This window comes from Paenilisteria riparia FSL S10-1204 (assembly GCF_000525995.1).
In the GTDB taxonomy this organism is placed as follows: domain Bacteria; phylum Bacillota; class Bacilli; order Lactobacillales; family Listeriaceae; genus Listeria_A; species Listeria_A riparia.
The window spans coordinates 56188-69096 of sequence record NZ_AODL01000029.1 but is presented as its reverse complement, the minus strand read 5'-3'; the positions used below and the strand labels follow the sequence as shown (position 1 = coordinate 69096).

The following is a 12909-nucleotide window of genomic DNA, read 5'->3' as shown; positions in this document are numbered from 1 at the left end:
GCACCGATTCTTCCGCGAAATCAGGGGTATAAACGGCTATTTTGCTGTAACTTTCTTTATATGTAGGCACAATAACACCTATATCTTCCAGCCTCAGCAACTCACTAAGCGCATCGTTTACGCCTCCATTCGCAATATCCAAGTTCGTGTGCGCCGCGTATACTGTAATATCATGTTTAATTAACTTCTTCACAATTCGACCTTCTGGTGTTGCCATATCTATCTTTTTTAGCGGACGAAAAAGCAACGGATGATGTGCGATAATCAAGTCTACGCCTTTTACAATCGCCTCGTCCACTACATTTTCTAAAACATCCAATGTGAACATGATTTTACGGACTTTATGACTTAAATCACCAATTTGTAAACCAATCGGATCGCCTTCCATCGCATATTTTCGCGGAGCAATACCTTCTAAAATCGCAATATACTCGTATCCATTTGCAACTTTCATCGTAACACTTCCTCTATCAGCTTTATTTTCAGGTCCAATTCTGCTAGCTTCTCTTCGTTTTTAGAGCTATTTGCGTCAATTTTGCCACGAATTTCTGTCCAATTTGCCAATTCATGCTCCCATTTGGCATGAAAAACCTCGGATTTCTCCCGCATCAAAAACGGCCCTAATAGCAGTTCCGCATCAGAGTACGTCACTTTCGCTTCGCTCGGTTCTAACACTAAAATTTCATAAATCTTGTTATCCTCACGTAAAATGGACTCGGCGACCAGTTCCCATCGATTGGTTTGCGCCCACTCACGCAATTGATGCGCCGCGATATTCGGCTGTAAAACTAAACGTTTCACCCCGTCTAGTTTCGCTGGTTCCGCTTCTAAAATCGAGCGAATCAAAGCACCGCCCATTCCTGCAATTACAATCGTATCAATGGCATCTCCTGATTCGATAACAGCCAAACCATCTCCTTTTCGGACGGCGATTTGTTCGGTCAAAGCTAGACTCCGTACTTGTTTTGTTGCTGATTGGAACGGGCCTTCCACAACTTCACCGGCAATAGCAAATTCTGCGAGTCCTTGTTGAATCGCATAGCAGGGCAAATACGCGTGATCGCTTCCAATATCAGCAATTCGTGCCCTATTCGAGACATAGGACACTACTTCTTCTAATCGTTTCGACAATTGTTGTTCATTCAATAAAAAACACCCTTTGTAAAAAAGAGAGCGCGATTGTTACGCACTCTCCTCTGAAATTTTTATTCTAAGAAATCCTTGAGTTGTTTACTGCGGCTTGGGTGTCTTAATTTACGCAATGCTTTCGCCTCGATTTGACGAATCCGCTCACGTGTAACACCAAAGACACGGCCAACTTCTTCCAGCGTGCGAGTACGTCCATCGTCTAAACCAAAACGGAGACGAAGTACATTTTCTTCGCGGTCTGTTAGTGTATCGAGTACGTCTTCCAACTGCTCTTTCAGCAATTCATATGCTGCATGATCCGATGGAGATGTAGCTTCCTGGTCCTCAATGAAATCGCCCAAGTGTGAGTCGTCCTCTTCACCAATTGGTGTTTCTAGCGACACAGGTTCTTGTGCAATTTTTAAGATTTCGCGTACTTTTTCTGTCGGTAAATCCATTTCTTCACCGATTTCTTCTGGAGATGGATCACGGCCAAGGTCTTGTAGCAAGGAACGTTGTACGCGGATCAGTTTGTTAATCGTTTCGACCATGTGAACTGGGATACGAATGGTACGTGCTTGGTCAGCGATAGCTCGGGTGATGGCTTGACGAATCCACCATGTTGCGTAGGTACTGAATTTGAACCCTTTATTAAAGTCAAATTTCTCAACAGCTTTCATCAATCCCATATTACCTTCTTGAATTAAATCAAGGAAAAGCATGCCACGACCAACATAACGTTTCGCGATACTTACGACGAGACGTAGATTGGCTTCGGCTAGGCGGCCTTTCGCTTCTTCATCGCCTTGTTCGATACGTTTCGCTAAAGCAATTTCTTCGTCAGCTGATAGCAAATTAACACGACCGATTTCTTTCAAATACATGCGCACAGGATCATTTATTTTAACGCCTGGTGGAACACTTAAATCGTTCAAATCGATTTCTTCTGTTTCTTCTTTGATTAGCTCTGCTTCGTTAGGGTCAGCATCCTCTTCATCATCCGCTACCTCTATCGATAACTCGGTTAAAAGTTCTAAAAAGTCATCCATTTGATCACTATCTAATGTAAACGGAGCTAGCTTGGCAGCAATTTCGGCATACGTTAGGGAACCCTTCTTCTTCCCGTCTTCAATTAGTAACTCTTTTGCTTTATCTAATTTCAAGTCTGCTTCTGGTTTTGTATCTTGTACTTTCTTAGCCATAGTCTGCCATGTCCTCCTTCCAAAATAATCGTTAAATGAGGGTACGGTATTCCTTACCTCATTCCCCGATTTTAAAACACCGGGCAGGAGGCTGGAGCGCATTCATCTCCGTCATTAAATCTTCCGTTCCGATGCTTCTTCGCTGTCGCTACGCATAACTTCTTACATGGTCGGGGATACGACTCCCTCCCTGTTTTCAGTCATCACATATAAATATACGCTCCGGTACTCAGATTTGCCTAGGAGCTAAACGCGCTCCGGCCTCCTGCTGTTTGGTGGGGCTTTCGTGAATTGCTGGGATTCTTGAGTGGTGCTAGTTGGGTATGTTTTTCATTGTGGCGCGCATGGTGGTGATGGTTCTGGCTAGTTCTAAGGCTGCGGGCATGTCGCCTTGTTGAGTTGCTGTTAGTAGGGCTTGTTCTTTTTCTTTGATGTCGCGTTCGATGCTGGATTTCTTTAGACTTTGGACGTAGTCTTGATATTCTTCGATGGAGACGTCCGTGTTTACAGTCATCATTTCTAGTTCGCTGACTAGGTTGCGAGCCATATCGTCTTTGAGCTGATCCATTAGTGCAAGTGGGTTAGCGTCGTTTCCTGAAGCATAGAAGCCGATTAGATGGGTGTACAGCGCTTTGTAGTCGTCATGGTAAAAATCAGTTTGGTGTTCTTCTAGCAGGTTGCGAATCTGGATGAACGCATCGCGGTCTTCTAACATGTATTTTAGTAAGCGTTTCTCCGATGTTAGGCCTGCGGATGGGACGCCACTCGGTTGGGCAAAACTGAATTGCTCGTAAACGGGGCCGCCATCGCCTTCGTAGCTTGAATACTCGCCATAATTTTCTGGTGGAGGGCCACCGTAATCGTGTAGTTTAGGCTTCACGATTACGGTTTGTTGTAATTGTTGTTTTAGCGCCTCCATCGATAGGTCAAACTCTGAACTAAGTTGTTTTAAATAGAGTTCACGTTCTACGGCCTGATCCAACTTGCCAATTTCAGCAAGCGCTTCGCCTAAGTAAGCTATCTTATCGGTTTCGTTTTGCAAATTTCGGTTTCGTTTGAAAAATTGCAGTTTAAACGCTGTCCACGTGAGGCGTTTGTGTGTATAGATTTCTGCGAATTTATCGGCACCTTCTGAACGAATGAAGTCATCAGGATCTTTACCGTTTGGCAGTTGTAATACAAAGACTTCTAGTCGGTGTTGTTCTGCCAACATAGTTCCTGCTTTAAAACTCGCTTCAATTCCAGCGCGGTCACCATCATAGCAAATAATAGCACGGTTCGTTACGCGTCGTATCATTTGAACATGTTCTTCTGTGAGTGAAGTTCCCATCGAAGCCACGCCATTGCTAAAAGTAGCCGATACACTGGAAATAACGTCCATGTAGCCTTCTAGTAACAGGATTTCTTCTTTCTTTCGAATCTCCTGCCGTGCATCAGAAAAATGATATAAAATATTACGCTTGTTAAAAATCGGGGTTTCCGGACTGTTCAAGTACTTTGGTCCATCCTCTTGATTGAAAAGACGACCCGAAAAACCGACCAATTGTCCTCGGTCACTCTTAATTGGGAACATAATCCGATTTCGGAATCGATCCACTACCTCACCATCATCGCGCTCCGTTAGCAAACCACTTTCTACGGCAAGAGCCAAATCAACCTCTCGCTTCTGCAAAAAGGTCGTGACGGTAGATGCGTGAGCTGGCGCGAAACCAATTTCAAAATGATCTAGTTCTTGTTCGCTCATTCCCCGGTCAAGCAAATACTGTAGTGCCTCTTGCCCTTCTTCGGTTTCCATCAACAGGTAGTGGTATAACTTACTAGCTAGTTGATGAATTTCGATCATCTTACTTTCTTGGCTGTCAGATTTATTTCCAGGCGTACTATTCCCTTGCGAAATAGCCACGTCTAGCGGGATATGGCTAAATCTGCCACTTTTTTCACCGATTCCACAAAAGAAAGTCCATCAATCTGCATAAGGAAAGAAAAGACATTGCCTCCTTTTCCGCAACCAAAACAATGGAAAATCTGTTTCTCAGGTGACACGGAGAACGACGGGGTTTTCTCGCCATGAAAAGGACAGAGCCCCGTATAATTGCGCCCTTGCTTCTTTAATTGTACGTAATTGCCGACAACATCGACAATATCGACTTGAGAGCGTATCTCATCAATCTTTTCTTCTGGAATCCGTTGCATCTTTATAACCTCGCTTTAATAAACGTGTCCAGCTTGTGTAAAAAGTTCTCGTTATCTTGATTGTTCATTGCTTTTGGACCTTTACTGTACTTGCCTTGTCTGCGTTCTTTCGCGTGAAGATACCGTATATCAAGCATCATCGCTATCTCGCTTTCCCGATATTCCTCACCACGGTTGGAGAATGTCGCCACTCCTTTTGCTAAAAGCATGCTCGCAAGACCAATATCCTGCGTAATCACAATGTCACCGCTCTTCGCCAAATTCAAAATGCGCATATCTGCAGACTCCTTATCTGTGTCTACAAAAATCCATGTTTCACCATCCGGCAAATTCACAGAGTAGTGATTATACGACGCAACAAAAGTAAGCGGCAATCCATAGCGATCCGCTAAAATACGAATCTCCTCTTTCACTGGACAAGCATCTGCATCAACAAAAATAGCCATTTATTTGCAACCTCCTTCCAGTTGTAAAACCAGCATCCTTTGAGGTTTCCAAAAACAAAGGCGTTATTCAAAAGCCTATTACACACAAAAATATATTATAGGCGATTAAAAACAAAATTACCATTGTTTTAACCGCTATAATATATATATTCGCCACAAAATCTAATTTTCCTTCTATAATTCTAAATTTTCATCAACAATTTCACCAATATGCATTAAAATATCGTTTGCTGTCTCTTCAATCGCTTTATTTGTTACATCTAATACGTAGCATCCGAGTTTATTCGTCAGCTCCGTAAAGATTTCTAGTTCCTTATCAATCCGTTCATGACTCGCATAATTACCGACACCACTGAGTCCAATCGATGCCAAACGTTTTTCACGGATTTGGTTTAGTTTTTCTTTACTGATTTTTAGGCCGATAATTTTGCTTGGGTCGATTTCGAATAGTTCTTCAGGAACGTGCGCTTCTGGTACGATTGGAACGTTTGCTACCTTCAAGCCTTTAAGCGCTAAATATTGGGATAATGGCGTTTTGGAAGTTCTTGAAATACCGATTAGAACATAGTCAGCTTGTAAGAGGCCGCGTGGATTTCTGCCGTCGTCATTTTCCACGGCGAACTCTATCGCAGCGACTTTGCGGAAGTAAGCTTCATCTAGTGAACGCACCATGCCTGGCTCTGAAAGCGGCTTGATTTGATACGTTTCTTCTAGTTGAGCAAGAAGCGGTCCAAAAATATCAATGATTGGTACGCCAAAGCTTTTAGCCGTTTTGTTTAATTCATTGCGCACTTCCTCAACGACGATTGTATGCACAATAATGCCATTGTTCACAGCTACTAAATCGACAATTTCCTCAATCATATCTAATGTGTCTACATGGTGGAATCGATGAATGAATTGTGGGCTCTTACCAAATTGCATTAATGCGGCACGTGTAACAAGTTCCGCGGTCTCCCCAGTAGAGTCTGAAACGACATATACAGCTGGTTGTGTCATAGTAAAATAGCTCCTCCAGTAGGCTCAGTGTGCTGGCTAGTGATGCACCAACACACCGGCATCTAATAATCTATTTGACGTTAATATCTTCAATTCGCGCAAATTCTTTAATAAAACTAGCAAGATCGAACAAAAGCGCTAGACGGTTATTCCGAACATTTTCATCGTCGCTCATTACCAATGTATTTTCAAAATAAGCATCGATAGCTAGACGAAGTCCTGCAAATGCTTGCAAACGCTCGACAACATTCAAGCTTGGATATGCTTGTTTCAACTTTTCGACTGCTTCAAAAAGCTGGGCTTCCGAATCATTTTCGAATAGAGCAGGATCGATTTTTGTTTCGGTTTGGTATTTCTTCGAGATGTTGACAACGCGTGCTAAAGCTTCCATCGTTAGGCGGAACCAGTCAGCATCACGATGTTTATTAAGCAATGTTGCGCGTTCGATAAGCGCTGGCACAACGCTTAAATCGCTACCAATCACAGCATCGATAATATCATGACGCACTTGGTTTTCTGCCAAAATCGCGCGTAAACGGTTCTTTAAGAACTGTTGCACTTCTTGGAAAACTTCTTTACTTGGCAAATCATCCAGACCATCAGCGCGTTCGATTGCTACGACATCTTCCAAAATGTCAAGAACGCGAATGTTCCACTGTTTCTCTTGGATAATACGCATAATACCTAAGGCACTTCGGCGTAAACTAAATGGATCGGCAGAACCTGTTGGTACAATACCAACACAGAAGAAACCAGTTAATGTTTCTAATTTATCAGCAACGGCAAGTAAAGCACCGATATCACTTTGTGGTAAGTTGCCTTCTGCTGATGTTGGCATGTAATGTTCACGAATCGCCGTTGCCACTTCACTGTCTTCGCTTTGAAGTAATGCGTATTTCTCACCCATAATACCTTGTAGTTCTGGAAATTCGCCAACAAGATTGGTTACTAAGTCAAATTTATAAATATCGGCGGCACGCGACACTTTTTGTTTTTGCGCATCTGTCATATTTAATTGGTCCGCAATGATTAACGCTACTTTTTTCACACGAACCATTTTCTCTGTTAAAGTACCTAGTTTTTCATGGAAAACAATGTTTTTAAGTTTTGCTACGGCTTCGTCAATTGTGATTTTCAAATCTTCTTGATAAAAGAAATCGGCATCAGACAGGCGCGCACGCAATACTTTTTCATTTCCTTTAGCCACGGTTTCTAAATGTTCGTGATTGCCATTACGCACGGTGATGAAGTATGGGCGCAACTCGCCAGCTTCGTCCACGACTGGAAAATAGCGTTGATGCTCCTTCATTGTCGTAATCAAAACTTCTTCTGGCAACTCCAAATAGGCTTCGTCAAACGTTCCGTGAAGTACTGTTGGATATTCGACCAAATTGTTTACTTCTTCTAAAAGGTCCGAATCCATCGGGATTTTCCAATTTTCTACTGCTTCGATTTCTTCGATTTGGCTAACAATCGCGGCTTTTCTTTTTTCAGCATCGGCAACAACGAATTGGCCAAGCAATGCTTCTTCATACGCTGCAGGGCTTGTGATTGCTACTTCTTCACCTAGGAAGCGATGTCCGCGTGTGGTGTTTCCAGTAGTAACATTCGTGATTTCAAACGGAATCACTTGATCTCCGAACATCGCAATCAACCATTTAATCGGGCGGATGTAACGCAAATCATAACTCGCCCAATGCATGCTAACTGGAAAAGTCATTGCCAAAATAATTTGGCGCATTTCAGAAAGTAAGTCTACTGTGTTCGCACCTGTGACTTCTTTTGTTAAATAGATATATTCGACGCCACCTATTTCGCGGAATTCTAGCGTATCTGGATCAACGCCTTGCCCTCTTGCAAAACCTTGTGCAGCTTTTGACCAGTTGCCGTTTTCATCCTTGGCGATTTTTTTCGCGGGACCCTTGGATTCTTCCACGCGATCTGCTTGTTTTTCGGCGAGCGCTTTTACGATGACAGAAAGACGGCGCGGCGTTGCGTATACTTCTGTTGTTTCGTAGGCTAAATCATTTTCCGCAAGCCATTTTTCGATACGTTCTTGTAGTTGTTTTGCAGAAGCTGTAATATATTTCGCTGGCATTTCTTCCAAGCCAATTTCTAATAGAAAATCTTTACTCATGATCTGCGCCCTCCTTTTCTTTTAACAACGGGAAGCCAAGTTTTTCACGTTCTGTATAAAAAGTTTTCGCAATGCGACGTGCTAAGTTCCGAATTCTAGCGATATATTGCGCGCGTTCGGTTACAGAAACAACGCCTTTTGCATCCAATAAGTTAAAGGTATGCGAACATTTCAACACACAGTCGTAAGCAGGGAAAACAAGGCCTTCTTCCATTTGGCGCCCTGCTTCACGCTCATACGTATCAAAAAGAGACAATAACATGTCACCGTTCGATGTTTCAAATGCGTATTTCGAGTTCTCATATTCGGATTGGTAGAAAATATCGCGATACGAAATACCTTCTGTCCATTCTAAATCAAATACATTTTCTTTTTCTTGGATATAAGAAGCTAGACGCTCCAAACCGTATGTGATTTCAGAAGTAACCGGCGAACATTCTAGCCCACCGACTTGTTGAAAGTACGTGAATTGCGTGATTTCCATCCCATCAAGCCACACTTCCCAACCAAGACCAGCACAACCAAGCGACGGATTCTCCCAGTTATCTTCTACAAAACGAATGTCATGTTCTAGCGCATTAATTCCTAACTTTTCAAGCGAACCTAAATACAATTCCTGAATATTGTCAGGAGAAGGCTTCATCACGACTTGAAACTGATGATGCTGGAAAAGACGGTTTGGATTTTCCCCATAACGACCATCTGCAGGACGACGGGAAGGCTCCACGTAACCCGCTTTCCACGGCTCAGGCCCAATCGCTTTTAAAAATGTATACGGGCTCATTGTTCCCGCACCTTTTTCGACATCATAGGATTGCAACATAATACAACCTTGTTCTGACCAATAATCTTGTAACGTACGAATCATTGCTTGTAAATTCATTTCATCCACCTCCATAAAATTAGGCATATAAAAACCTCGTCTCTATGCCTCCTAAAAAGCATAGGGACGAGGTACTCTCGCGGTTCCACCCTACTTGAATTTGTAGATAAATCACAAATCCCACCTTGATTTCGTTCATGCTCAGGGATACCTTCTTAAGAAGATTAACGCTCGGCTTACACCAATCCCGAACTCGCTTAGAAAAGAGCTTCTTCGTACTACTTCCCATCATCGCATCTATTCAATATACCTTAAAATTTACCCTATTTAGCCTAAAAAGTCAATCACTATCTTCCTCATCTGGCTTATTTGTCAACAAAGCATCCCAATTCTTCATATTATTAAGGAACTTCTTGCTCTTCAAATAAAGTCCAGAATACTGCTCATAATACGTGTCAATCGCGCGCTGCACTTGTTCTTTAGTCTCCTGCTTCACATCGATATTCCCCAATCGGTCCAACTGGAAAATGTAAAACAGACGCAGTAACTTCACCACGTTTTCCGGCAGATGCATTCGATATTTATCCTTCTCAAAGCAACGGTAACAGACAAGCCCATTCGCGTATGCTGAAAAATCAAACGGTCCATCCACATGTCCACAAATCGCGCACCGATCCATCGTTGGATAAAGCCCCAATACCGACAACATCTTCATTTCAAAAATCTGAGTCAAAACCTGCGGTTCATATCCTTCATCAATATGATGCAAAATTTGATAAAATAAATCATAGAGCCCCGTACTCGCTTGCTGTTCCTCCGTCGATTTGTCCAACAACTCACACGCATACGTCGCATATGCCGTTAAGAAAATATCTGTCTGAATCGAAGAAAAAGAAGTTAGCGCCTCCCCTTGCTGAAGCGTCCCGAGCCCCCGATTCGGATAAAATGTAAAAACACCATTTGTGAAAAGCTGGGTAACTGCTGCTAATCGGCTTTTTGTTTTTTTCGCGCCACGAGCAACTAAGCCTATTTTGCCGTATTCTCTTGTATAAATAACGATGATTTTATCGGATTCGCGATAACTAGTCGTTCGGATGACAATTCCCTCACATTTTTCCATGCTTTTCACCTCTTCCTATCCCATTATACAACAGCTTTTGCAAAAAAACGTAACTTTTCATTTATTTCAATCGAGAACTATTGTACAATGAACATATCGACATAAAAAGGGAGCGTTTGACATGATTGTATTATTACTTATTTTCTTCGGTTTTCTACTATTTCTTTGTTTGATAGCTTTAATTGTCGGAGTTGTTTTGTTTATTGTTAGAAAGGGCAAAATGCTTGGCGCTTGATGATGGCAGGCTCGCTAGTTCTTGGTTTCATGTTTTTTGGTGGCTTCATGGCTAACATAATTCTGGCAGCACCGATGGAATATCAGAATAATTCGATGATGATGCACGATGACTTAATGGATGGTTCAACATACGATGACACGGGCGGTAGCGATGATAGTAGCTCCTATTATGATGATTCAGATGAGTACACAGATGACTGGGGCGATGGTGAATATTATGCAGATGACTATATGCAATACAAAGTTGGCCAAGCCGCTGAATTTGAAGATGGCACTTGGGTTACTGTTTCAAAACTGGAGAAATGGGCAGGTGATTCCGAGTTCCAAACACCAATGTCCGGCTTCTATGTAAAAGCAACGATTCTACTTGAAAATAGAGGAACACAAAACGTCAACTTTTATGCGGATGAGTTCCAAATTTATGATCAAGATAATTTTGATGGCGAATATATATATAAAGAAGATTGGCAACTATCCTTAAAACCTGGCTCAAAAGCCACCCGGACTGTTTACTTTGATGTATATGGCAGTGGACCATTTCATATTGTACTGTCGGACGTTTCGTGGAGTGGAAATGTAAAGTAAGAACACGCGAAAAGGGAGATACAAACACTCGTATCAGCAACAGCTGATATTAGCGTTTGTATCTCCCTTTTTCAATCCTAAAAATTTCTATATGCTTAGTAAATTTCTAAATATTGATCGCGTTCCCACTGGTGGACAGCCGTCCTAAACATATCACACTCAATTGTTTTCGCTTCTACGAAATGCTCTAAAATATGTTCGCCTAAGCCGTCAACGATAACATCATTTGATTCAAGCTCTCTTAATGCCATCGCTAAGCTTTCAGGTAAGTCATAAATACCATGCGCATGACGTTCCTCTTCATTCATGCCGTAAATATTACGGTCTACTGGTTTTGGTGGTGTTAACTTATTTTTAATACCATCTAAACCTGCGCGAAGCAATACAGCCATCGCTAAGTACGGGTTCGCTGCTGGGTCGACGCTACGAAGTTCTAAACGTGTACTTAAACCACGCGAACTTGGTACACGAACGAGCGGGCTACGGTTTTTACCAGACCAAGCAATATAACAAGGTGCTTCATAGCCTGGAACTAGACGTTTGTAAGAATTGATTGTCGGATTTGTCACAGCAGTGTAACCTTTTGCATGCTTTAACATACCTGCTAAGAAATGATAGGCTGTTTGGCTTAATTGCTCTTCACCATTCTCATCGAAGAACGCATTTCCATTTTCATTAAATAGGGACATATTAAAGTGCATACCTGAACCATTTACGCCGAACAATGGTTTTGGCATGAATGTCGCATGTAATCCGTGTTTACGCGCAATCGTTTTTACCACTAGCTTAAAGGTTTGGATATTGTCACAAGCAGTAACAGCATCCTCATATTTAAAGTCAATTTCATGTTGCCCTGGCGCTACTTCATGGTGGCTAGCTTCAATTTCAAAGCCCATTTCTTCAAGTTCTAATACAATATCACGACGACAGTTTTCACCTAAATCCGTTGGTGCTAAGTCGAAATAACCGCCGCTATCGTTCAATTCCAATGTCGGTTTGCGATTCTCATCTAGTTTGAAAAGGAAGAATTCGGGTTCAGGTCCTAAGTTAAAATCTGTAAATCCTAAATCATGCATTTCGGCTAATACACGTTTTAAGTTAGCACGCGGATCCCCTGCAAAAAGCGTTCCATCTGGATTATGAATATCACAAATTAGACGTGCAACCTTGCCTTTTTCGGCTGTCCATGGGAAAACTACCCACGTATCAAGGTCTGGAAATAAGTACATATCGGACTCTTCAATACGAACAAAGCCTTCGATGGAGGAACCATCGAACATCATTTTGTTATCCAATGCTTTCGTCAATTGGCTAATCGGAATTTCTACGTTCTTGATAATTCCTAGAATATCCGTGAATTGCAAACGGATGAATTTCACATTTTGTTCGTCTGCGAAGCGAAAAATGTCTTCTTTAGTATACGATGTCGTCATAATTAAATCCCCCTAATATTTTGATATTATATAAACTTTTTAAAAGTAAATATCTTCTGTTAGAACCTCGGCAACTGTTGCTTTCCAGAGGCATCTTGTTTCACAAAGCGACCAGCTTGTTGCATTTCTTTGCGTAAGATCTTGCGCACATCTTCATCCGTGAGTGGTGTTTTCTGTTCATCCTGCTGCATTTGGTACATTTTCTTAATTCCTGCAATATTCAGACCATCATTCAAATAATCTTTAATCTCAAGTAATGTATCGATGTCTTGAAGCGAATATAACCGATGATTCCCTTGATTTCTTGCTGGGTGTATTAATCCTTGATCCTCATAGTAACGAATTTGCCTAGCTGTTAAATCCGTTAACTTCATCACAGGGCCAATTGGGAAAAGAGGCATCGATCTTCTAATTTCCTTCTCACTCACGATTTTTCCCCCTTTACAAAACAGCATTTTTTCATTTGTTAGTTGCATTATAATGTATGTAATATCTTTTGTCAAATTTATGTTAGATAATCTAACATAACCAGAAAACCTCTCATATCAGTGCTTTTGCTACCAAATAAAAAAAAACAGCAAAAATAAATTTACTGTTTTTTTCAAA

Annotated in this window: 11 protein-coding genes and 1 pseudogene; 1 reads left to right on the top strand and 11 read right to left on the bottom strand. The window is 41.7% G+C overall.

The window, feature by feature from the left end; translation table 11 throughout:
- The 9 genes and pseudogenes from PRIP_RS13695 to recO all read right to left on the bottom strand — a co-directional run.
- On the bottom strand, positions 1-454 hold a 454-nt coding region (locus PRIP_RS13695; protein WP_036101743.1), incomplete at its 3' end, for a Nif3-like dinuclear metal center hexameric protein.
- Positions 451-1146 carry a tRNA (adenine(22)-N(1))-methyltransferase gene (locus PRIP_RS13690; RefSeq protein WP_036101741.1) on the bottom strand — a complete coding sequence of 232 codons (696 nt, stop codon included), beginning with the start codon at positions 1144-1146 and terminating at the stop codon, positions 451-453. The genes PRIP_RS13695 and PRIP_RS13690, both read right to left, overlap by 4 nt.
- 59 nt (positions 1147-1205) lie before the next feature.
- On the bottom strand, positions 1206-2330 hold the full coding sequence (gene rpoD / locus PRIP_RS13685; protein WP_036101738.1) for an RNA polymerase sigma factor RpoD: 1125 nt from the start codon (positions 2328-2330) through the stop codon (positions 1206-1208).
- 313 nt (positions 2331-2643) lie between these two features.
- A pseudogene (gene dnaG / locus PRIP_RS13680) lies at positions 2644-4523 on the bottom strand (DNA primase).
- 2 nt (positions 4524-4525) lie between these two features.
- Complete coding sequence (locus tag PRIP_RS13675) at positions 4526-4969, bottom strand: YaiI/YqxD family protein (protein ID WP_036101735.1); 444 nt, start codon at positions 4967-4969, stop codon at positions 4526-4528.
- Between the two features lie 174 nt (positions 4970-5143).
- Positions 5144-5968, bottom strand: coding sequence for a pyruvate, water dikinase regulatory protein (locus PRIP_RS13670; protein WP_036085275.1), 825 nt, complete (start codon positions 5966-5968; stop codon positions 5144-5146).
- A gap of 70 nt (positions 5969-6038) precedes the next feature.
- The gene (gene glyS, locus PRIP_RS13665; RefSeq protein ID WP_036101733.1) at positions 6039-8105 is read right to left on the bottom strand and encodes a glycine--tRNA ligase subunit beta; all 2067 of its coding nucleotides are present in this window, start codon (positions 8103-8105) and stop codon (positions 6039-6041) included.
- Positions 8098-8988: a glycine--tRNA ligase subunit alpha gene (glyQ, locus tag PRIP_RS13660; protein WP_036085667.1), complete on the bottom strand. Its 891-nt coding sequence runs from the start codon at positions 8986-8988 to the stop codon at positions 8098-8100. Before glyQ ends, glyS begins: the two co-directional genes overlap by 8 nt.
- Before the next feature lie 280 nt (positions 8989-9268).
- Complete coding sequence (recO, locus tag PRIP_RS13655; protein WP_036101731.1) at positions 9269-10048, bottom strand: DNA repair protein RecO; 780 nt, start codon at positions 10046-10048, stop codon at positions 9269-9271.
- A gap of 282 nt (positions 10049-10330) precedes the next feature.
- On the opposite strand from recO, the gene PRIP_RS13650 reads away from it, so the two are divergent.
- Positions 10331-10870, top strand: a complete 540-nt coding sequence (locus tag PRIP_RS13650) for a DUF4352 domain-containing protein (RefSeq protein WP_159101552.1) — start codon at positions 10331-10333, stop codon at positions 10868-10870.
- A 95-nt stretch (positions 10871-10965) separates the two neighbouring features.
- On the opposite strand, the gene glnA is transcribed toward PRIP_RS13650, so the two are convergent.
- Together glnA and PRIP_RS13640 are read right to left on the bottom strand one after the other, a co-directional pair.
- Entirely contained in the window at positions 10966-12303 is a 1338-nt protein-coding gene (gene glnA, locus PRIP_RS13645) for a type I glutamate--ammonia ligase (RefSeq protein WP_036101727.1), read from the bottom strand.
- 59 nt (positions 12304-12362) lie between these two features.
- The gene (locus tag PRIP_RS13640) at positions 12363-12731 is read right to left on the bottom strand and encodes a MerR family transcriptional regulator (RefSeq protein WP_036085503.1); all 369 of its coding nucleotides are present in this window, start codon (positions 12729-12731) and stop codon (positions 12363-12365) included.
- Positions 12732-12909: the final 178 nt, after the last annotated feature.